This window comes from Agrobacterium sp. DKPNP3 (genome assembly GCF_052686535.1).
This window is the reverse complement of the sequence record NZ_JBQYSN010000094.1, coordinates 1-18976: the sequence shown is the minus strand read 5'-3', so window position 1 is coordinate 18976 and position 18976 is coordinate 1. Positions and strand designations below refer to the sequence as shown.

At 59.7% G+C, this 18976-nt stretch carries 25 protein-coding genes and 1 pseudogene; 11 read left to right on the top strand and 15 right to left on the bottom strand.

Annotation, left to right across the window (positions count from 1 at the left end):
• From ACUTJJ_RS20730 to ACUTJJ_RS20715, 4 genes and pseudogenes are all read left to right on the top strand, one after another.
• Positions 1–251: pseudogene (locus tag ACUTJJ_RS20730) on the top strand (hypothetical protein); the annotation flags it as partial.
• A 66-nt stretch (positions 252–317) separates the two neighbouring features.
• Positions 318–2459 carry a catalase gene (gene katE, locus ACUTJJ_RS20725; RefSeq protein WP_209087167.1) on the top strand — a complete coding sequence of 714 codons (2142 nt, stop codon included), beginning with the start codon at positions 318–320 and terminating at the stop codon, positions 2457–2459.
• A gap of 49 nt (positions 2460–2508) precedes the next feature.
• The gene (locus ACUTJJ_RS20720; protein ID WP_063948118.1) at positions 2509–3009 is read left to right on the top strand and encodes a YciE/YciF ferroxidase family protein; all 501 of its coding nucleotides are present in this window, start codon (positions 2509–2511) and stop codon (positions 3007–3009) included.
• A gap of 188 nt (positions 3010–3197) precedes the next feature.
• A complete protein-coding gene (locus tag ACUTJJ_RS20715; RefSeq protein ID WP_445543280.1) occupies positions 3198–3821 on the top strand; it encodes a cysteine hydrolase family protein in 624 nt (207 codons plus the stop codon).
• A 5-nt stretch (positions 3822–3826) separates the two neighbouring features.
• On the opposite strand, the gene ACUTJJ_RS20710 is transcribed toward ACUTJJ_RS20715, so the two are convergent.
• Together ACUTJJ_RS20710 and ACUTJJ_RS20705 are read right to left on the bottom strand one after the other, a co-directional pair.
• Entirely contained in the window at positions 3827–4621 is a 795-nt protein-coding gene (locus ACUTJJ_RS20710; protein ID WP_445543279.1) for an SDR family NAD(P)-dependent oxidoreductase, read from the bottom strand.
• 9 nt (positions 4622–4630) lie between these two features.
• A complete protein-coding gene (locus ACUTJJ_RS20705) occupies positions 4631–5800 on the bottom strand; it encodes a zinc-dependent alcohol dehydrogenase (RefSeq protein WP_209087173.1) in 1170 nt (389 codons plus the stop codon).
• 161 nt (positions 5801–5961) lie between these two features.
• On the opposite strand from ACUTJJ_RS20705, the gene ACUTJJ_RS20700 reads away from it, so the two are divergent.
• Positions 5962–6168 (top strand): hypothetical protein, encoded by a 207-nt coding sequence (locus ACUTJJ_RS20700; protein ID WP_445543278.1) that lies wholly within the window; start codon positions 5962–5964, stop codon positions 6166–6168.
• A gap of 113 nt (positions 6169–6281) precedes the next feature.
• Here ACUTJJ_RS20700 and ACUTJJ_RS20695 read toward each other — a convergent pair whose 3' ends face one another.
• Entirely contained in the window at positions 6282–6512 is a 231-nt protein-coding gene (locus ACUTJJ_RS20695) for a hypothetical protein (RefSeq protein WP_144577012.1), read from the bottom strand.
• A 162-nt stretch (positions 6513–6674) separates the two neighbouring features.
• On the opposite strand from ACUTJJ_RS20695, the gene ACUTJJ_RS20690 reads away from it, so the two are divergent.
• Positions 6675–7199: a sigma-70 family RNA polymerase sigma factor gene (locus ACUTJJ_RS20690; protein WP_209087177.1), complete on the top strand. Its 525-nt coding sequence runs from the start codon at positions 6675–6677 to the stop codon at positions 7197–7199.
• A gap of 146 nt (positions 7200–7345) precedes the next feature.
• Here the strand turns inward: ACUTJJ_RS20690 and treZ are convergent, their stop codons facing one another.
• From treZ to ACUTJJ_RS20650, 8 genes are all read right to left on the bottom strand, one after another.
• On the bottom strand, positions 7346–9127 hold the full coding sequence (treZ, locus tag ACUTJJ_RS20685; RefSeq protein WP_445543277.1) for a malto-oligosyltrehalose trehalohydrolase: 1782 nt from the start codon (positions 9125–9127) through the stop codon (positions 7346–7348).
• A gap of 24 nt (positions 9128–9151) precedes the next feature.
• A complete protein-coding gene (gene glgA / locus ACUTJJ_RS20680; RefSeq protein ID WP_445543276.1) occupies positions 9152–10681 on the bottom strand; it encodes a glycogen synthase GlgA in 1530 nt (509 codons plus the stop codon).
• Positions 10682–10771: 90 nt separating this feature from the next.
• Entirely contained in the window at positions 10772–10954 is a 183-nt protein-coding gene (locus ACUTJJ_RS20675) for a hypothetical protein (protein ID WP_063948109.1), read from the bottom strand.
• 189 nt (positions 10955–11143) lie between these two features.
• On the bottom strand, positions 11144–11371 hold the full coding sequence (locus tag ACUTJJ_RS20670) for a hypothetical protein (RefSeq protein WP_144577015.1): 228 nt from the start codon (positions 11369–11371) through the stop codon (positions 11144–11146).
• A 142-nt stretch (positions 11372–11513) separates the two neighbouring features.
• Complete coding sequence (locus tag ACUTJJ_RS20665) at positions 11514–12278, bottom strand: Crp/Fnr family transcriptional regulator (protein WP_445543275.1); 765 nt, start codon at positions 12276–12278, stop codon at positions 11514–11516.
• Positions 12279–12293: 15 nt separating this feature from the next.
• Positions 12294–12653 carry a hypothetical protein gene (locus ACUTJJ_RS20660; protein WP_063948185.1) on the bottom strand — a complete coding sequence of 120 codons (360 nt, stop codon included), beginning with the start codon at positions 12651–12653 and terminating at the stop codon, positions 12294–12296.
• Positions 12654–12891: 238 nt separating this feature from the next.
• Positions 12892–13230, bottom strand: a complete 339-nt coding sequence (locus ACUTJJ_RS20655; protein WP_445543274.1) for a hypothetical protein — start codon at positions 13228–13230, stop codon at positions 12892–12894.
• An 89-nt stretch (positions 13231–13319) separates the two neighbouring features.
• Positions 13320–13976, bottom strand: coding sequence for a UdgX family uracil-DNA binding protein (locus ACUTJJ_RS20650; protein ID WP_445543273.1), 657 nt, complete (start codon positions 13974–13976; stop codon positions 13320–13322).
• Between the two features lie 257 nt (positions 13977–14233).
• Between ACUTJJ_RS20650 and ACUTJJ_RS20645 the strand changes: the two genes are divergently transcribed.
• The gene (locus tag ACUTJJ_RS20645) at positions 14234–14980 is read left to right on the top strand and encodes a Crp/Fnr family transcriptional regulator (protein ID WP_445543272.1); all 747 of its coding nucleotides are present in this window, start codon (positions 14234–14236) and stop codon (positions 14978–14980) included.
• Here ACUTJJ_RS20645 and ACUTJJ_RS20640 read toward each other — a convergent pair.
• Together ACUTJJ_RS20640 and ACUTJJ_RS20635 are read right to left on the bottom strand one after the other, a co-directional pair.
• Complete coding sequence (locus ACUTJJ_RS20640; RefSeq protein ID WP_445543271.1) at positions 14963–15202, bottom strand: DUF6894 family protein; 240 nt, start codon at positions 15200–15202, stop codon at positions 14963–14965. The genes ACUTJJ_RS20645 and ACUTJJ_RS20640 overlap by 18 nt on opposite strands.
• Before the next feature lie 50 nt (positions 15203–15252).
• Positions 15253–15441: a hypothetical protein gene (locus ACUTJJ_RS20635; protein ID WP_063948103.1), complete on the bottom strand. Its 189-nt coding sequence runs from the start codon at positions 15439–15441 to the stop codon at positions 15253–15255.
• A 158-nt stretch (positions 15442–15599) separates the two neighbouring features.
• Between ACUTJJ_RS20635 and ACUTJJ_RS20630 the strand changes: the two genes are divergently transcribed.
• From ACUTJJ_RS20630 to ACUTJJ_RS20615, 4 genes are all read left to right on the top strand, one after another.
• On the top strand, positions 15600–15797 hold the full coding sequence (locus tag ACUTJJ_RS20630) for a hypothetical protein (protein WP_186376818.1): 198 nt from the start codon (positions 15600–15602) through the stop codon (positions 15795–15797).
• A 41-nt stretch (positions 15798–15838) separates the two neighbouring features.
• Positions 15839–16030, top strand: coding sequence for a hypothetical protein (locus ACUTJJ_RS20625; protein WP_063948102.1), 192 nt, complete (start codon positions 15839–15841; stop codon positions 16028–16030).
• Positions 16031–16048: 18 nt separating this feature from the next.
• Positions 16049–16339, top strand: coding sequence for a DUF3175 domain-containing protein (locus ACUTJJ_RS20620; RefSeq protein ID WP_445543270.1), 291 nt, complete (start codon positions 16049–16051; stop codon positions 16337–16339).
• A 113-nt stretch (positions 16340–16452) separates the two neighbouring features.
• Complete coding sequence (locus ACUTJJ_RS20615) at positions 16453–16635, top strand: hypothetical protein (protein ID WP_063948100.1); 183 nt, start codon at positions 16453–16455, stop codon at positions 16633–16635.
• An 82-nt stretch (positions 16636–16717) separates the two neighbouring features.
• On the opposite strand, the gene ACUTJJ_RS20610 is transcribed toward ACUTJJ_RS20615, so the two are convergent.
• Positions 16718–18163 (bottom strand): NAD(P)(+) transhydrogenase (Re/Si-specific) subunit beta, encoded by a 1446-nt coding sequence (locus ACUTJJ_RS20610; protein WP_445543269.1) that lies wholly within the window; start codon positions 18161–18163, stop codon positions 16718–16720.
• Between the two features lie 20 nt (positions 18164–18183).
• Positions 18184–18976: Re/Si-specific NAD(P)(+) transhydrogenase subunit alpha (locus ACUTJJ_RS20605; RefSeq protein ID WP_445543268.1), on the bottom strand; the 793-nt coding region annotated here is incomplete at its 5' end.

The window sequence follows — 18976 nt, the reverse complement described above, 5'->3', positions numbered from 1 at the left end:
TCTCCGAAGACGATGCCCATGTCTATGCCGAAGGGGTGCGCCGGGGCGGTACGCTCGTCACGGCCCGTGTCGAGGACAACCTGGTTCCAGAAGCTGAAGCGGTCCTCAAGCGGCAGGGCTGGGTCGATCCGTCGGAGCGGCGCGCCGCCTACCGCGAACAGGGCTGGACGAGGTTCGACGAGACAGCAAGGCCCTATGCCGCGGAAGACATCGAGCAGGAGCGCAGTCGCTACCGTCGATCGGTGCTTTGACGCGAAGCCTGTCATCCGGGGGGCTGGCTTGTCCAGGGCCCCCGGTCAACGCCCTCAGGAGCTCCCATGGCCAAGAAACCAGAATCCATTTCATCCGCCACCGTCACCATTCATGACCAAAAGCTCGTCCGCGGTGCAGGGGGCGAACTGCACCAGACCGCCAGCGGTGGCGAGCCGGTGCTCACCACTGCCCAGGGCGGGCCGGTTGCGGACGACCAGAATTCGCTGCGGGTGGGGCCTCGCGGACCCCTTCTCATCGATGATTTCCATTTCCGCGAGAAGCTTTTCCATTTCGACCATGAGAGGATTCCGGAGCGCGTGGTTCACGCCCGCGGTTATGGCGCGCATGGCTATTTCGAAACTTACGATTCCCTTGCCGCCCATACCAAGGCCGATCTCTTCCAACGGGCCGGTGAAAAGACCCCGGCCTTCGTGCGGTTTTCGACGGTTGCCGGCAACAAGGGCTCGGCCGACCTTGCGCGGGATGTGCGCGGTTTCGCCGTGAAGATTTACACGAAAGAAGGGAACTGGGACCTCGTCGGCAACAATATTCCTGTTTTCTTCATACAGGATGCAATCAAGTTTCCAGATGTCGTCCATGCTGCCAAGCAGGAGCCCGACCGGGCGTTTCCGCAGGCGCAGACGGCGCATGACACCTTCTGGGATTTCATCAGCCTCACGCCGGAAAGCATGCACATGGTCATGTGGATCATGTCAGACCGGACAATTCCGCGTTCCTTCCGGTTCATGGAAGGGTTCGGTGTGCACACCTTCCGTTTCGTCAACGCGAAGGAAGAATCGACCTTCGTGAAGTTTCACTGGAAGCCGAAGCTCGGCTTGCAGTCGGTGGCGTGGAACGAGGCGGTCAAGATCAACGGCGCCGACCCCGATTTCCACCGGCGCGATCTCTGGAATGCGATCCAGTCCGGCAATTTCCCGGAATGGGAGCTGCAGGTGCAGCTGTTCGACCAGGATTTCGCCGACAGCTTCGATTTCGACGTCCTCGATCCCACCAAGATCATCCCTGAAGAGATACTGGCGCCAAAGCCGATCGGACGGCTGGTTCTTGACCGCATGCCGGACAACTTCTTTGCCGAGACCGAGCAGGTGGCGTTCATGACGCAGAACGTGCCGCCGGGCATCGATTTCAGCAATGATCCCCTGCTGCAGGGGCGAAATTTTTCCTATCTCGACACACAACTCAAGCGTCTCGGCGGTCCGAATTTCACGCATCTGCCGATCAACGCGCCCAAGTGTCCTTTCGCGCATTTCCAGCAGGATGGCCACATGGCGATGCGCAACCCGACCGGCCGGGCCAATTACCAGCCGAATTCCTTCGGCGAGGGCCCGCGGGAATCGCCGGAGCGCGGCTTCCGCCATTTCCCTTCGCAGGAGGAGGGGGCGAAGGCGAGGCTGCGGCCGGAGAGTTTTGCCGATCACTATAGTCAGGCGCGGCAGTTCTACATCAGTCAGACCCCGCCGGAGCAGCGCCACATCGCGTCTGCGCTCACCTTCGAACTCAGCAAGGTGGAAACTCCCGTCATCCGCGAGAGGATGGTAGCCCATCTTCTCAACATCGATGAGACGCTGGCCGCCACGGTTGCGCAGAAGCTTGGCTTTAAAACCATGCCGAAGGCGGCTGATGCCGCCATGCCGACGCGTCAGGACCTGGAGCCTTCGCCAGCGCTCAGCATCGTTGAGAGGGGCCCCAAAAGGTTCGAGGGTCGCAAGCTCGGTATCCTCATTACCGATGGTGTCGACACAAAACTGCTAAAGGGGCTGACAAAAGCCGTAACGGCAGAAAAAGCCGTGTTCGAATTGATCGCCCCAAAGGTGGGCGGCGTAACCGCGGCGGACGGTACCTTCATCGAGGCGCACCATATGATCGATGGCGGACCTTCCGTGCTTTTCGACGCGGTTGCGCTGCTGACATCGGCGGCGGCGATCGACGAACTGGTCAAGGAAGCCACGGCCCGTGATTTCGTCGCGGACGCGTTCCAGCACTGCAAATTCATCGGTTACGACCAGTCGGCGCTGCCGCTGCTCGAAAAAGCGGGAATCGCTGATGCCATGGACGAAGGGGTGCTGGCCTTGCCGGGGGAAGGCGGCCTTGCGGCTTTCGTGTCCGAGCTCGGAAAGCTCCGGGTCTGGGGACGCGAGCCGTCCGTGAAGCTCGGCAAGGCCTCCATCCCCGTCAGGGATCAATGAAGAAGCAACTGATTTCGCACTCACCAACCACAGCAACAGGAGACCAAAAATGGCTGAGAAGACATTGGAAGACCTTTTCCTCGACACGGTGAAGGACATTTATTTTGCCGAACGCCAAATCCTCAAGGCGCTTCCGAAAATGGCGCGGGCTGCGCAGTCGCCCGAGTTGAAGGCCGCGTTCGAAAAGCATCGGGATGAGACCGAGGTTCACGTCGAGCGTTTGCAGAACGTCTTCGAGCTGCTGGGCAAGCCGGCACGTGGCAAGACCTGTGAGGCGATCCAGGGCATCATCGCCGAAGGCGAAGAGATCATGGAGGAATTCAAGGGCTCGCCCGCACTCGATGCCGGGCTGATTTCTTCGGCGCAGGCGGTGGAGCATTACGAGATCACCCGCTATGGAACCTTGAAAACCTGGGCGACCGAACTCGGCATGAAGGAAGCGGCCAAGCTGTTCGAGCAGACGCTTGGCGAAGAAAGCGCGACGGATACCGCCCTGTCGTCGCTCGCGCAGGCCAGCGCCAACGTCAAGGGCAAGTCCAAGGCGGCGTAAGCCTGTCGTTAACGGTAGGTGCCGCCCGGAGCGGCGGCACCTTCCTCCGGTACTAACTGTTCTTCTTTCATGCGAGGCTGAACCATGGGGCTGTTTCGCGGTTCGCATCCGTCCACACCTCATCCTGCTCTATCCCTGGCACCAAGGCCTGATCCTCATGGTCAAATCAGGAGGTGAAAAGGAGAAGCATGGTCGAATTTTCGCCCGATGGAGACTGGCGCCACCTGTGTGTCGATATGCAGCGTGTCTTTGCGGAGGATACGCCGTGGCACGTCGAATGGATGGACCGCATCAGCGAAGCGGTGGAGGCAGTGGTTGAGGCCGATCCGGCGCGCTGCATCTTCACCTGTTTTGTGCCACCTGAAACGGTCGCTGAAGCGCCCGGTGCCTGGCGCGCCTACTATGAAAAGTGGCCGATGATGACGCGGGAGGCACTAGCCCCTGAACTCATCGAGATCATCCCGTCGTTGTCCCGTTACAGTCCACCCGCCCGTATATTTCGCAAAAGCGTCTATTCGCCATGGCAGCACGGCGGCCTTGCCGACATTCTGCGGAAGGAGCAGGTCTCGACGGTGGTGATTTCGGGCGGAGAGACGGATGTCTGCGTTCTTGCCACCGTTCTGGGAGCGATAGACCAGGGTTTTCATGTCATTCTTGTAGAAGATGCACTCTGCAGTGGCACGGATGCGACACATGATGCAGCGCTGGAGCTTCTCTCCGGCCGCTTTTCGACGCAGTTGCAGGTGTGTACGACGGAGATGCTGCTTGCGGCCCTGCCTTCCCGGGCAGCACCGCAGTTCAAGATGCCATAGGCAGATCAATCGCCCTCCGGCTCGGCCATTTTTCGATGCTGTCGGGCAAGGGTTTCGGCTGGCGTTACATTCGCGGCGGCGGTCATCAGCTTGTTTTTCCAGCCGGAGACGACGTCGCCCTCTCCATTCATCATGGCCTCGTAACCCACCTGCGCGACAAAGCCCGGGTCATCCTTCTTCTGTTTGCCGACCGGGGTGTCGAGCATGTCAGCACGTTCGAAAAACGCCGTCTCGGTTGCGCCCGGCATCAGGCAGGTGACTGTGACGCCGGAGCCGTTGAGCTCTTCGCGAAGTGCGAAAGAGAAGGAGTTGATGAAGGCCTTCGTGGCGTTATAGACGGCCTGAAAGGTGCCGGGCATGAAGCCTGCAATTGAGCCGGTGAACAGAATCCGCCCGCTGCCGCGCTGTCGCATGCTGTTGCCGACCGCATGCACCAGTGCAACGGTGCCGCTAATATTGGTGGCTATCACCCTTTGAATCGCCTCCATCTGCTGGTCGAGGAAGCCATCGCCCAGCCCCTGTCCCGCATTCGCAAACAACAGGTCGACTGGCCGTCCGTCCGCTGCGATGCGGGAGAGGAGCTTCTCGACGCCTGCCTGCGTGGAAAGATCGGCCTGCACCGCCTCCACCTCTGTGCCCGCTGCCCGCAACCTTGCTGCTGCGCTTTCGATTTCCGCCTCGTCAGCCACCACGATGAGGTCGTAACCATCCTGCACGGCGCATCGCGCCAGCTCGTAACCGATGCCGGAGGAGGCGCCGGTAACGACGGCCAGCCCTTTGCGGGAAATATCCGGGTTCATGTTCGCCTCCTATGGCTTCAAAACGACCTTGATGCAGCCATCGTCGCGATGGCTGAACGTTTTGTAGAGATCGGGGCCATCCTCGAGGCCGGCGCGGTGGGTGATGACGAAGGACGGGTCGATCTCGCCCTTCTCGATCCGTTCCAGCAAAGTGGGCAGATAGGCCTGCACGGGCGTCTGCGCCATCCGGAAGGTCAGGCCGCGATTGATGGCCGAGCCCATCGGAATCTTGTCGAGGAAACCGCCGTAAACGCCGACGACCGAGACGGTGCCGAAGTTGCGGCAGCAATAGATCGCCTGCCGCAACACATGCGGACGGTCCGTCCCCATGAAGGTCGCGACCTTGATACGGTCAATCCGCGAATCCCAGCCTGCGGCCGGATCCGGCTCGGTGCCGACGGCGTCGATGCAGGCATCCGCACCTCGGCCATGGGTCAGTTCCATGATCCGCTCGTATATATCCTCATCCAGGTAATTCAGCGTGAGCGCGCCGGCAGAGGCAGCAAGGGCGATCCGATCAGGGACGGAATCGATTGCAATCACCCTTTCGGCACCCAGAAGGAAGGCGGAGCGAATGGCCATCTGGCCGACGGGTCCGCAGCCCCAGATAGCGATGGTATCCCCGGGCTGGATATTGCAGAAATCCGCCGCCATGTAACCAGTCGGGAAAATATCCGAAAGGAACAGGACCTGCTCGTCCGTCAGCCCGTCGGGGACCTTGAGGGGCCCGACATCGGCGTATGGAACCCGCATATATTCGGCCTGCCCACCGCTGAAACCGCCGAGCAGGTGGGTATAGCCGAACAGGCCTGCAGGGGAATTGCCCCACATTTCCTTGACCTTGTGCGGATTGGGGTTGCTGCGCTCGCAGCCTGAATGAAATCCTCTTTTGCAAAAGAAACATTCCCCGCAGGCAATGGTGAAGGGAACGACGACGCGGTCACCGACCTTGAGCGCCTTGTTGTCGCTGCCGACTTCTACGACTTCGCCCATGGTCTCGTGACCCATGATGTCGCCGCCATGCATGTCGGGCATGATGCCGTTATAGAGGTGGAGATCGGAGCCGCAGATGGCGCAAGCCGTCACCTTAATGATTGCGTCGCGGCCGTGCTCGATTTTTGGATCGGGGACACTCTCACAGCGAATGTCGTGCTTTCCGTGCCAGGTTAGTGCCTTCATTGTCGGAGTTCCTTCCGTATCGAGGGATGGCAAGTTGCGCCGCGTCCGGGCCTAACCGGGGTCCTCCGTCGAAGTTCCCGACAGTTTGGCATCGATAAGAGGGAACAAGCCCGACCGAGCGCGGTTAGGCTGCCTATCTTCCACCAACAGGAGGTCGAGCCGTGACCCAGACGACCCAGACAGTCGATCATGAAGCCGCAGACAGCCTGAACATCGAGGCCGCCACCCCGAAGGTGATCAAGATCATCGTGGGCGAGCGGACGGTCCTTGAGGGAGTCTTGAACACCGGCAGCGTCCTCAGGGTGGAAACCCGGGAGGGTGCTGAGCCGCAGTCTATTGAATTGACGATCGAGGACTTGGCGAAGTGAGGGCCTGGAGCATTTCCGGTGACCATCGCGGCACGGGAAATGCTCCATCCCTTTGTTTTTGGGAGATTGTTCGACGCCGATGCGAACACGCTTCGGCGGCTCCAGCCCTCAGGTCAACCCCTGAAATCGCCTTCATTACTGTCTCGCTCGTCGTAGTTCAGGTCCCAGTCCTTCTCGGGTTTTTTGGCGCCGGGAGGCAATTTGTTTGCGGTCGCGTCGTCCGAGCCGGTGATAACCCTCGGTTTTGCACTCGCGACGCCGTTGTTATCGGATGTTTTTTTGCCGCGGGCGAATTGAGGTTCGCTGTCTTTGTGGATTTGGTTGAGCTTGTCGTCCTTGGTCATGACGTCCTCCTTGATGGCTGCCTAACCATTCTGAAGCCGCCCTGTTCCCGCGTGTTGCGACACTCCTTCGGGAGTAAGGCGGCGGATATTGCGCCATTGTACGCTGGCGTACTGCAACCAAGGCCCGGCCGAGACATTTGCCTATCGTGAAAGGATGGGAAGATGACCAAGCACGCAGTGAGTGGAGTTTCCGGAAACACATTGAGTGACGAGCAACTGGAGGTGTTGCGCACGGGCATTGCGGATCTGGCGCCGGCTTTAACGGCTTTTGCCCGACGCTTTGTCAGAAATGAGGAGGATGTCGACGATCTCGTTCAGGAGACGATGTTGCGGGGGCTGCGGTCACTGCACGGGTTTACACCCGGCACCGCATTGAAGTCGTGGCTTTTCACGATCCTGCGTAACACGTTCTGCACCCGCTACAAGGTTTCCAAACGCGAATGTGTCGGCCTTCCCGTCGGCATCGAACAGACGATGTCCACGCCCGCCAATCAGGAATGGCGCGTGCAGCATCACGAGGTCATGCGGGCGATCCGCGATCTCGACACGGACCAGAAAAAGGCCCTGCTCCTGGTCGCCGGCGGAACGAGTTACTCAGACGCCGCCTCGATTTGCGGCTGCCGCGTGGGCACCATCAAAAGCCGCGTCAACAGAGCGCGGGAATCGCTACGGCGCAATCTCGATTAAAGTCTGATTGCTCATCGAGCGGGCGGCTCGTCCGACCAACCGTATGCGCTGAAAAGCCTCTCCGGCGAATCGCCGGAAATCTTTTTCCAATGAGTTGAACCGGCCGCGCAAAACATTGCCGCGGCCGTTTTCTTTCCTTACTCCTGTCAGCGGTCACCGATTGCAAACTGCAGGGCATAAGCGCCATAGCCCGTGCCCTCGATACTGCCGTGCCGGAGAAAGGCTTCCCCCTGCACAGCCGGAAGACTGGTGAGGTTTGGTGAAAGGTTGGCGCGCATTTCCAGCCTTCCCGTGCTGAAATACCAGTCGATCGCCAGACACTGCGTCTCACAGTCTAGGGAAACGCCCCTCTCGAAATCCGAGCGCAGGAGCGGCCAGATGTACCGGCGCCGTTTCTCAAGCAACGCCTTCATCCTTTCCCTTGCCAGCTTCCCCTCGGTCGTTTCCGCCTCATCCCACTTCAGGGTTGAGACCTGCATCGTGTGCGGATCATTCGGATCCAACACCACCTGTGGGGCATCGGGCGGCAATTCGCCCTGGAAGCTTTCCGCCTGTTTCAGCCGGTTCTTGATCTCCTGCTCCCGATCCTTTTCGGGGTGGTCGGAAAAAAAGAAGAACGGGTTGGTCGAACCATGGTCGTCGCCCATGAACATCAGCGGCGTCTGCGGGGCGAGGAGGAGGATCGTCTCAAGCGTATCGAAAAGGGGACGTTGTATCAGGGAACGCAGCCGCTCGCCCCGCAGGCGGTTACCGGCCTGATCGTGGTTATGCAGAAAGTTTACGAACCGGTGGGGCGCAAGATGGCCGCTGGGTTCACCGCTGCCGGCAAAATTATGAGAAGGCCGCGGGTGGCCCTGATAGACAAAGCCGGTTGCGAGCGAGCGGCGAAGACCGTCATAGGGCTGCTTGGCGAAATCTTCGTAGATACCGCCGTCCTCCTGCGTGGTGGCAACATGGATCACGTGGTGAAAGTCGTCGTTCCATTCCGCATCGACAGCGACGAGGCCATCAGACGAAGGGGTCAGGGGTGAGGCTGCATTTCGCGCGTCTTCGGTGACGATATGGACATGCCTGCCTGTTATCGTCCGCTTCACGTGCCGTGCCATCTCGATCAGAAAATCGACGTCTCCGTCGCCGCCGGCGAGATGGTCGGCGGCATCGATCCGTAGGCCGTCAAACCGGTAGGCCTCGAGCCAGTAGAGCGCGTTCTGGAGAAAGAACGACCGCACCTCGGCGCGGTTAAAGTCCGGCGCGGGTCCCCACGGCGTTCCGCCCTGTTTGAAGAACGCTGGCGCGAAGGTCTCAATCGCGTTTCCCGTCGTGCCGAAGTGGTTATAGACGACATCCAGCAACACCATCAGGCCATGGCCATGGGCCTCATCGATGAAGGCCTTGAGGTCTTCGGGCGTGCCGTAATCCCGCTGGGGCGCGAATTGCAGAACGCCGTCATAACCCCAGCCGCGACTGCCCGCGAAGGTCGCAAGCGGCATGAGTTCGACCGCCGTCACACCGATGCTTGCGAGATATTCGAGCTTTGCCGCCGCGGCGGCATATGTTCCCTCTTTTGTAAAAGTTCCGACATGAAGCTCATAGACGACCGCTTCGTACCAGGGCCGGCCTTTCCAGTCGGGGTTTTTCCAGTGGAAGTCATGGTTGACGATCAGGGAGGGGCCGAGCGGGCCTTCCGCCTGCCGGTGGGAAGCGGGATCTGAAACCCTTGTCCCGTCATCCAATATGAAGCCGTAGCGATCGCCGGCGGAGGTGGGTTTTGTGATGTGATGCCAGCCGTCCCCGGCCGTTTGCATGTTGGATTCCGCATCGTTCAGCCATAATCTCACTGCGGCCGATGCGGGCGCCCAGATCGTAAATTCCGTTTCTCCGGATTGCTTTCGCTGGGCGCCCCATTTGCGATATTTCCCTGCATCCATCATCAACCTCCTGTTGTCGGAGGTCTAACCCGTTGATGATCCTGCGGTTCCCGCCAGTCGCCTGTCAGCCCTTATCTTTGCGAAGGTCTCGGACGTGATGTGGGGAAAGGTGTCTCCGGCGGATGCGTCCGGGCCGACGAGGCTTTCGAAAAGCGACATATACTGCGCGGCACTCTTTTCCCAGGAAAAATTGGCCTGCATTGCCTGCGCCTGAAGCCGTCTGAAAAGCTGGCGGTCATTATAGGCATCAATCGCGCGGTCGAGTGCTGCGCGCAAATCCTCCTCATTTGCCGGTTCGAACTGAAAACCCGTCGCTACCCCCGCCTCGATGGCTGCGTCATTCGCATCGATGATGGTCTCCGCAAGCCCGCCCGTGCGGCTGACGATGGGAAGCGCACCGTAGCGGAGCGCGTAGAGTTGTGTGAGCCCGCAGGGCTCGAACCGGGAAGGCTGGATGATGAAGTCCGAGCCCGCCTGGATCATATGCGCGAGCCGTTCATCGTAACCGATATGGGCGCAAACCAGCTCAGGGTATCGCTTCGCCAGCGCCCGCAGATTTTCTTCCAGCGCCGTGTCACCCTCGCCATGAATGATCAGCCTGCCTTTTCGCGCGATGATCAGCGGCACGACCTGGGGGAGGAGGTCAATGCCTTTTTGCCAGGTCAGGCGGCTGACCACGCCGAAGACAGGACCCTGCGTCGGGGCAAGGCCGAGGGCCTGAAGAAGGGCATATTTGTTCAGGCTTCGTCGCGTGGCCGTCGCAGCGGTGAAATTTGCTATGATGTAAGGATCGGTTGCAGGGTCCCATACATCCTGGTCGACACCGTTGACGATGCCACGCAGGTCATCGCGCCGAACGGCCAGCACACCATGCATGCCCATGCCCATATCCGGTGTCAGGATTTCCCTCGCATAGGTCGGACTGACTGTCGTCACGGCTGAGGCCGTTGTGAGACCGCCCTTCAGAAAGGAAATGTCGCCATAATATTCAAGGCAATCGACGGTGCAAAGGTGCGGGGGCAAGCCGAGCATGCCGGCCCGGTCCATTGCATATTGCCCCTGAAAGGCCAGATTGTGAAGGGTGAGGACGGTGGGCACCTTGGGTGTCGCCTCTGAAAGATAAACGCAGGTCAGCGCCGCATGCCAGTCATGGACATGGACAAGATCGGGCTTCCAGTCGGCTATGGCCCCAAGGGCAATCTCTGCTGCCACCTTGGACAGCACCGCAAAGCGCAGGTCATTGTCGGCGAAGGGCTCGCCTTTCATGCCGTAGGGATGACCGTCCCTGTCGAACAGGTCTGCCGCCTCGAGAAGGAGAAGTCGATGCCCTTTGGCGGCGACGGCGTAAACCGCTACCGGCCATCCGAGAATATCGGTCTTCAGACACGGTGTCTGGCCGCGAACGAGGGGTATCAGCTTGCGGTAAAGGGGCAGCAGAGTGCGAACGTCTGCGCCGAGTTTTGCGAGCGCCTCCGGCAGCGCCCCTGCCGCATCGGCCAATCCGCCGGTCTTGACGAAGGGAAACAGTTCGGCCGTGACGGCAAGAATGCGCATGTGGCGCCTCCAGGAACGCGTGGATATCAAACGGCAGGAACCCGGAGACGGAGCGGCGCCAGCGCGCAGCCGTCTACCGGAAGCAGGAGGCTATCGGTCCTGCTGGTGACCCTGATGGGTGGTGTTGATCTTGATGTTTGCCTGCCTGCCGGTCCGTGTTGAAACCTTTTGTTCCTTGACCGGAGAAGCCTCTTCCGTGTTCAGGCGTTCATTGTCGCCTGACCCCTCGTGGCTTCTGTTTTCCTCGGGGATGGGGAGCGTTTTGCGGGTCATCGTCTACCTCGTCGGGCCTGAGTTCGTGGAGCAATCCGAACCATGCCCGCGTGGCTTTGTTCCTGCCTGTTCGATCACCTTTTATGGTGCGGTCGGGAAGAATTCAAAAGCAGGATGAGGCGCAACAATCCTGCTGGCCGCGGTCGGAACTTCGGCCCTGACGCGCTGCCTTTCATCCCGAACGAGTTGTCAACGGACCCGTAGCTTGGTCCTGAAATAGAGGGCGGTCAGTTGCTGGAGTTTCAGCGGGTCAACGACGCCACGATCATACATTTTCAGAACGTAGCGGGCGACTTCGGCGCGGCAGAGGGCAGGGTCCGGCTCGGCCGAAACGACATTGTCGAAGGCTGCCTTAACGATATTGATGTCGTCGTCCAGGAATATTCCCGAACTCTGGTACTCGTGATTCGCATACATTTCACCTCCTCGAAATGCGTCGGGCATTTCACAGCGTGAGGGAAGATGCATCCATCTTATAGGGAAACCGCCAAAGGTAAATGTCCGCCACCGTACCAAACCGATGGCGTGAAAATCCTCCCGTGCGGCGCCTGCTGCCGCTTCAGACCGCGGTAAGATTACCCAGCGGCGGCTCCGAAGGGTGCGCGCGCCGGAAGCGGGCGAGCATGCGGTTGCCCTCCTCCTCGGGCAGACCGTAAAGCTCGCCGGCATAGGTTTCCAGCGTCTCGCGGTTCCTGATCGTGATCCGTCCTCTTTCAGAACGAATGAAGCCATGGCTCTCAAGAACGTGCAGGGCATCCGTCACGCTTGCACGCCGCACTGCCAGCATCGTTGACAGAAAGTCGTGTGTCAGATGCAGGGAATTGCCTTCGACACGGTCGTGACACATCAAAAGCCAGCGCGCGAGACGCTCGGTGACCGACTGGATGGCGTTGGAGGAAGCCGTGCACTCAACCTGCACCCTGGAGATATGATGCGCGCAGGCCAGAATGTCGAAGAACACCCGATGTTTTGCCAGCAGCGTTTCAAACGACCCTATGTCAAGGGCAAGTGCCTCACCCGGGGCCTGCATCACGATCTCGGTCATGTTTCTCGGCGCGCCCGCCGCTGCGGCCATGGGAACGAAACCCTCTCTGCCAACGAGGCCCGCTTCAGTCTTTCGCCCGGATTTCGAGACGACAACGACGGATGCGATGCCGGAAGAAAGGAAGAACACGCGCTCGATCGGCGCGCCAGCGGATATCAGCACATCGCCCAAGGCGAGCTCTACCGCGCTGCAGGCTCCCACAACCTCGCGCCTGACATCCTCAGGCAAAAGAGAAAACAGAATATTCGCTTCACCATGGCCCTGCGGTCGCTCCAGCATAACACGTGCCTCGCTCTAATGCCTGGTACCTCCTCCCTGCGCAACCAGGGCGGAGACGATGGTTTCGATATCTTCCGAACGCTCGGAGAGGATAAAAGGTCCCGGTGCACTGTCGATAACGGTCGCGGGAACGAAAAAAAGATAGGGTATTGCTTCGGCTTCCAGTCTCTCGGTCAGCCGCAGGATAACGTCCGGCTCGTAACGGATGTCGACGATCGCTGCTGCGAATTCCAGTGCGTGCTCCCGTTCCAAGTGATCGGCCGTGTAGGGTCCTTTGAGGCCAACGCGGGCATTCGACCAGGCCTTCGTGATCTCGGGTGTCACGGTATCGGTCATCCCGATGATAGCGATGGTGAGGCGTTTGACAGTCTCCATAGCTTTCTCCTCGCATCCCATCGCATGCACTGAGCTTTCAGGCCACCATAGCGCCTGAAAGGCGCAATTCCAGCCGTCCAATCAAGCGAAATTTGAAATATGCGCAAGAGAGGCAAAGGAGCCACGGATCGATCCGATGATAGCGCCTCGATGAAGTTCCATGGTAAGGCGCAGGGGGCTCGGACAGCTGCCGCACAGACCGCCGCCCCATCGAGACGCGGCTGGTCTTCGATGCCGCTTAAATCTTGCCGGCTCTTAGACTGGAGCCGTCAAACGACGCGGGGTAGCTGACCTCGCCACTCCTGCGCCGCAAAGGCATATCCACCTGATAGGGCACTGCTACTGTTGGCTGTGATGAGGTTCGCCACCGGCTGATGGCCGCCGCATCGGTCAAGGGCAGATTGGCGACCGGACCGGAAGCCTTTGCCGTTTCCGCGGATAATAAATCGCTTTGCAGCTCTTTTGCCGCGGACAAAGCCATATGGCGGCTGGGGTACACGCCTCGTATCACGCCGGAGATAACGACAGCCCATCCATTTTCATGGGCGATGATCTTGTGCTCGGTTTTCTTGTGCATGGTTTTGAAGCCTCCCTGTTTGGGAGTCCCTAACCACGATGGGAAAAGCTTGTTCCTGATGGTCGGACCCAATGCAGCAGATGCGGCGGTTACGAGGTTTCGGCAAGGATCTCCTCTATCCTGTGCAGGTCGGCGATGAACGCGCGCTGCTGTCGGTGGGCATCGTCGCGGTCGCGAAGGCGCAGGAGATAGGAGGGGTGTATCGTGACCAGGAGGCGCATGCCGAAAGACGTCGTCAGGAGGTTGCCGCGTTCGCTGGTCACGCCGGTTCTACGCCCGGTCAGTGTATAAAAAGCGGTAGCGCCCATGGCCACGATCAGGTCGGGGGCAAGCAGGCGCAGTTCTGCTGCCAGCCACCAGGCGCAGCTTTGAACCTCGCCGCTATTCGGGCGTTCATGCAACCGCCGCTTGCCGCGCTGTTCGAATTTGAAATGTTTGACGGCGTTCGTCACATAACATTGCGAGCGATCGACGCCAGCTTCCTGGAGACATTGGTCGAGGAGACGGCCGGCTGGTCCGACGAAGGGTCTGCCTTTCAGGTCCTCCTCATTGCCGGGCTGCTCACCGACGAGAACCACGCGCGCTTTCGCGCTGCCTTCGCCGAAAACCAGCTGGGTGGCGTCTCGGTAGAGATCACATCTCCGGCATCCCTCGGCGTCGTCCCGGAGGGCTCCCAAAGAGGTGGCATCCGCGCCACCGGACTGGAAGGCAGGAGGCGGTTTTCTGCTAGGCCTTTTCTCCGTCACGGCGGTTTCTCCTTCCTCGCCGGTTAAGGGGACCGTTCCCGTCATTTGGCAAGCCATACCCAATCGCGGTATTTCGGGTTATCATGCTGTTTCAAGCTTGGGCAGGAATTGCGAATTTTGGTCATCCTGCGAGGCAGAGACGCTCCTTTCTGCAAATTTGTACGGTAACGTACTCACTGTTTTCATTCATTTTTCCCCTGCTAATATGATTCTGCAGGTTAATGTTTCGAGCAGAGGGGCGAACGGGGCGAACCGCTATGCTTGGATCAAATTTTGTTTTCTATAACCGATTGTTGAAAACCCTCGGCACAGAACGGCTGTCGCAGCTCGCCGCCCGTATGGAACCGGTAAACCTGCCGGCCGGGCACCAGCTCGTCGGTGCCGGCATGCCGATTTCCCATCTCTGTTTCATCGAAACCGGGCTCGCATCGACCATCGTGCATGATGAGGGCGGCAAAGGTATCGAGACCGTGCTTGTCGGGCGCGAGGGGATTACCGGCTGGCCCGCACTGCTGGGCGCAGAAACCACGCCGGATGAGACCGTGATGAGCGTGACCGGGCGCGGCTATCTCATCCCGGCTGCCGAAGTATTGCGGGATATGGAAGAGGATGCGCGTCTGCGCGAGCTTCTGCTCGGTTACGTCAATATCTGCATGCTTCAGGTCGGCCAGCTCGTACTGGCGAACGGGCAATACAGCCTGCGCGAAAGGCTCGCGCGATGGTTGCTGATGTGCCATGACCGTCTTGATACCGATGACCTGCCGATTACCCATGAGTTCCTCTCCACGGTTCTTGGTGTGCGCCGGCCCGGCATCACCAATGAATTGCACATTCTCGAGGGCATTCATGCGATCCGCGCCAGCCGCGGCAAGGTCCGCATCATCAATCGCCGCATTCTGGAAAGCGTTGCCGACGCGACCTACGGCGTCCCCGAAAAAGAATATGAGCGGCTGATGGCGCGCATGCAGACGGATGTCGACACGCCGTCAGCCGTTTCTGTCTAACGCATCGGCAAAGCGGACGACTGTCAGAACCTCCTGCTGCGCGTTGCGGATGATGATGCACCCTTCGGAGATGTCGCGGCCCTGCAGGATGGCATCGCTCATCAGCGCGCGGGCATCTTTCAGCGCCTCCTCGATTGCCTGGTCGAGCGAGGGCAGAACGCCCCCTTCCTGATCATCAAGGACATTCTTGCCACTGATCACAGTGAAGAAAAATCTCGGCATTTCGGTCTTCCCGGCTAAGGCGTTGTCGTCGCCGCCATGGCCCTGCACCCTCAGCCGAACTGCCGCAGATACTGGGCCTGTTTTTCAAGTCGTGTGGCGAGTTCGGAAATACTCATATTCGTGGCGCATAAATGGATGGCGCATTCCAGAAACTGCAGGGACGAGCGTCTGAGAAAGTCCTGCTGTTGCTCGTAAGCAATTCTGGAGATGCGATCGGACTTATCGGGTTTATCCGTCATCGTCGTGTTCCCTCTGATTGGATTTCTCTGCCGCCTAACCGGTGCAACCGGCAATGGTTTCGAAAAAACTTGGCCTCATCGCACCCTGCGTTCTGCGGAACATCACCTCAGCAAAGAGGTTGGGTGGGTTCGCAACTTAAATGGAGGCAGCGATGACCATCAAATCTCCGCGAGACGGTGCGCCTGGCACCACCGACCAATCGCCGCGCTGGGAAGGGCCGGAGGAAAACCGGCCGAGAGGTTACATGAAACCATCTGACGATCCTGAGCACGATCGCGACGCTGTTGGCGAAAACCTTAAGGATCCACGCAAGAAGCGCGTCTCGGACGCGATGAAAACGCGCGATGACCAATGATCCGGCGGCCTGACCGCCGTCATCGATGACAGGAGGAAGAGATGTCCACGTCAACAAAAACGCCGGCCAGCATCCGACAAGGTGGGCCGGGCGCCTCGCATGAAAATGCAAAGGAGCCGCTGGAAATCAAGAAGCCCCCCGCGGACAGCGACAAACGCTCGAAGAGCCACGTTTCCGGCGGCGGTGGCGAGCGCGACAGTCACCACACCCACGATCCCGGCCGAAAATCATGATCGTTCGGGAGAAGAACGATGAAAAAGGCGAAGAAGAAAAAGAAATGGTCGCAGAAAGTGACCAGGGAAAGCGATGCGCTTGACCTTGAAAAAGAGGTCTTCACAAAGGAGGACCCCTCGCAGATCGCCCGATCGCTGAAGGCCTCGGCAGAACAATCCGACAGGCGCAAGGCAAACCCTTTCCGGTCCGCCATGTCCGTGCTGGTCTTTTACATCAACCGGGCCGGTCGATCGCTGCCGAGAAAACGAAAGGATGTGCTGGAAGAGGCCAAGGACGAACTTCGCAAGGAATTCGGAAAGCAGCGATGAGAGCCTGTCGCGATCTCACGAAATGTTAGGAACTCCTGCCGCGCCGAATGGTTCGGTTGAGGCGTCTCACGGAAGGCGCGAGTGACAAAATCACCAATATGAGGAGACATACCATGGCAAATCAGGGTGGTACGCACGAACAGCATGTGAAGGCCGGCCAAAAAAGCCACAAGAACAGCGACAGCGGTTCCAAGTCGGCATCGGCCTCCTCCGGCAATGGCGACAATGGCAAGACCCGCGGCGGATCACATGAGCAGCATGTGAAGGCGGGTCAGCAGAGCCACAAAAATTCCTGACGCTGAAGATATAAGAAATCCCCGCGTTGAAAGCGGGGATTTCTTTATTGTAATGGCCCGCTCCCGTTTCGCGGGGGCGCTTTTACTTGATCAACGGCAGAAGATCGTTGATCGACTTTTTCGCATCTCCGTAGAACATGCGCGTATTGTCCTTGTAGAACAGCGGGTTCTCGATGCCGGAGTAACCTGTGCCCTGGCCGCGCTTGGAGACGATGACGAGTTTCGACTTCCACACTTCCAGAACCGGCATGCCTGATATGGGTGAGTTCGGATCGTCCTGGGCTGCCGGGTTGACGATGTCGTTCGAGCCGATGACGATCACGACGTCGGTGCTTGGGAAATCGTCGTTGATCTCGTCCATTTCCAGCACGATGTCGTAGGGTACCTTCGCTTCGGCGAGTAGCACGTTCATGTGGCCGGGAAGACGGCCGGCCACCGGATGGATGGCGAAGCGCACGGTCTTGCCGTCGGCGCGCAGCTTACGGGTCAGTTCGGAGACCGCGCTCTGGGCCTGTGCCACCGCCATGCCGTAACCGGGTACGATGATGACGCTGTCGGCGTCGTTGAGTGCCGCGGCCACGCCTTCGGCGTCGATCGCCACTTGTTCCCCCTCGATTTCCATCGCCGGGCCCGTCGTGCCGCCGAAGCCGCCGAGGATGACCGAGATGAAGGAGCGGTTCATTGCCTTGCACATGATGTAGGAGAGGATCGCACCCGAGGAGCCGACCAGCGCGCCCGTGACGATCAAGAGATCGTTGCCGAGCGTGAAGCCGATGGCGGCGGCCGCCCAGCCGGAATAGCTGTTCAACATGGAGACGACGACAGGCATGTCAGCACCGCCGATGCCCATGATCAGGTGATAACCGATGAAGAAGGCGGCCAGCGTCATCAGCACCAGCGTCCATGCGCCGGCACCATTGCAATACATGATGAGCAGCACGAGCGACAGGATCGCAGCACCGGCGTTCAGCAGATGCCCGCCCGGCAGTTTCTTCGCCTTGCCGTCCACCTTGCCGGCAAGCTTGCCGAAAGCGACGACGGAGCCGGTGAAGGTGACCGCGCCGATGAAAACGCCGAGGAAGACCTCGACCTTCATGATCGCCAGTTCCACCGGCGTCTTGTGGGCGAGGATGGCGGAGAAGCCCGTCAACAGGGAACGCGCGGTTTCGTCGAGCGAGGCGACATGCGCTTCCTCGATATGGGCGTTGAAGCCGATGAAAACGGCGGCAAGACCGACGAAGGAGTGAAGGGCCGCCACAAGCTGCGGCATTTCGGTCATCTGCACGCGGCTTGCGACGAAGTAGCCGAGGACGGAGCCGCCGGCCAGCATCAGGATCACGACGAGCCATTGCCCGACGCCCTTGCTGATTTCAGGGCCGAAGACGGTGGCGACGATGGCGAGGCCCATCCCAACGATGCCGTACCAGACGGCACGCTTGGCGCTTTCCTGTCCGGAAAGGCCACCGAGGGAAAGGATGAAGAGAACGGCTGCGGCAACATAGGCCGCGGAAACAATACCAATGGTCATTTACTTAAATCCTCGCACGCTCAGGACTTCTGGAACATGGCGAGCATGCGCCGTGTCACGAGGAAACCGCCGACGATGTTGATCGTCGCGATCAGGACGGAAAGCGAGGCAAGGATCACCACGAGCCAGTCGCCGGAACCGATCTGCAGCAGCGCGCCGATGATGACGATGCCGGAAATGGCGTTGGTGACGGCCATTAGCGGCGTGTGCAGCGAGTGGCTGACATTCCAGATGACCTGGAAACCGACGAAGCAGGCGAGCACGAAGACGATGAAGTGGCTCATGAAACTTGCCGGCGCATAAAGACCAACGAGCAACAGGATGGCCGTGCCAGCGACCAGAAGCCCGACCTGGCTCTTCGTCTGCGCCTTGAACTCGGCCTTTTCCTTGGCGTGCTTTTCCTCCGGCGTCAGCTCCTTGGCTTTTTCCTTCGGCTTCTGCGCGGCAATGGCCTGGATCTTCGGCGGCGGCGGCGGGAAGGTGATCTCGCCCTGATAGGTGACGGTCGCGCCGCGGATGACGTCGTCTTCCATGTTGTGAACCGGCTTGCCGTCCTTTGCGGGCGTCAGATCGGTCATCATGTGGCGGATGTTGGTGGCGTAAAGCGTCGAAGCCTGCGTTGCCATGCGGCTCGGGAAATCGGTGTAGCCGATGACGATGACGCCATTGTCGGATACGACGCGCTGGTCGGGAACCGTCAGGTCGCAATTGCCGCCGCGCTCGGCGGCGAGGTCGATGATGACCGAACCCGGCTTCATCATCGCCACCATGTCGGCAAGCCACAGCGTCGGGGCCTCGCGGCCGGGGATCAGC

Excerpts from the sequence above, each read along its gene's own strand:
- katE (WP_209087167.1), top strand. The coding sequence starts at position 318 with ATGGCCAAGAAACCAGAATCCATTTCATCCGCCACCGTCACCATTCAT.
- ACUTJJ_RS20720 (WP_063948118.1), top strand. The coding sequence starts at position 2,509 with ATGGCTGAGAAGACATTGGAAGACCTTTTCCTCGACACGGTGAAGGAC.
- ACUTJJ_RS20715 (WP_445543280.1), top strand. The coding sequence starts at position 3,198 with ATGGTCGAATTTTCGCCCGATGGAGACTGGCGCCACCTGTGTGTCGAT.
- ACUTJJ_RS20710 (WP_445543279.1), bottom strand. The coding sequence starts at position 4,621 with ATGAACCCGGATATTTCCCGCAAAGGGCTGGCCGTCGTTACCGGCGCC.
- ACUTJJ_RS20705 (WP_209087173.1), bottom strand. The coding sequence starts at position 5,800 with ATGAAGGCACTAACCTGGCACGGAAAGCACGACATTCGCTGTGAGAGT.
- ACUTJJ_RS20695 (WP_144577012.1), bottom strand. The coding sequence starts at position 6,512 with ATGACCAAGGACGACAAGCTCAACCAAATCCACAAAGACAGCGAACCT.
- ACUTJJ_RS20690 (WP_209087177.1), top strand. The coding sequence starts at position 6,675 with ATGACCAAGCACGCAGTGAGTGGAGTTTCCGGAAACACATTGAGTGAC.
- treZ (WP_445543277.1), bottom strand. The coding sequence starts at position 9,127 with ATGGATGCAGGGAAATATCGCAAATGGGGCGCCCAGCGAAAGCAATCC.
- glgA (WP_445543276.1), bottom strand. The coding sequence starts at position 10,681 with ATGCGCATTCTTGCCGTCACGGCCGAACTGTTTCCCTTCGTCAAGACC.
- ACUTJJ_RS20675 (WP_063948109.1), bottom strand. The coding sequence starts at position 10,954 with ATGACCCGCAAAACGCTCCCCATCCCCGAGGAAAACAGAAGCCACGAG.
- ACUTJJ_RS20670 (WP_144577015.1), bottom strand. The coding sequence starts at position 11,371 with ATGTATGCGAATCACGAGTACCAGAGTTCGGGAATATTCCTGGACGAC.
- ACUTJJ_RS20665 (WP_445543275.1), bottom strand. The coding sequence starts at position 12,278 with ATGCTGGAGCGACCGCAGGGCCATGGTGAAGCGAATATTCTGTTTTCT.
- ACUTJJ_RS20660 (WP_063948185.1), bottom strand. The coding sequence starts at position 12,653 with ATGGAGACTGTCAAACGCCTCACCATCGCTATCATCGGGATGACCGAT.
- ACUTJJ_RS20655 (WP_445543274.1), bottom strand. The coding sequence starts at position 13,230 with ATGCACAAGAAAACCGAGCACAAGATCATCGCCCATGAAAATGGATGG.
- ACUTJJ_RS20645 (WP_445543272.1), top strand. The coding sequence starts at position 14,234 with ATGCTTGGATCAAATTTTGTTTTCTATAACCGATTGTTGAAAACCCTC.
- ACUTJJ_RS20640 (WP_445543271.1), bottom strand. The coding sequence starts at position 15,202 with ATGCCGAGATTTTTCTTCACTGTGATCAGTGGCAAGAATGTCCTTGAT.
- ACUTJJ_RS20635 (WP_063948103.1), bottom strand. The coding sequence starts at position 15,441 with ATGACGGATAAACCCGATAAGTCCGATCGCATCTCCAGAATTGCTTAC.
- ACUTJJ_RS20625 (WP_063948102.1), top strand. The coding sequence starts at position 15,839 with ATGTCCACGTCAACAAAAACGCCGGCCAGCATCCGACAAGGTGGGCCG.
- ACUTJJ_RS20620 (WP_445543270.1), top strand. The coding sequence starts at position 16,049 with ATGAAAAAGGCGAAGAAGAAAAAGAAATGGTCGCAGAAAGTGACCAGG.
- ACUTJJ_RS20615 (WP_063948100.1), top strand. The coding sequence starts at position 16,453 with ATGGCAAATCAGGGTGGTACGCACGAACAGCATGTGAAGGCCGGCCAA.
- ACUTJJ_RS20610 (WP_445543269.1), bottom strand. The coding sequence starts at position 18,163 with ATGACCATTGGTATTGTTTCCGCGGCCTATGTTGCCGCAGCCGTTCTC.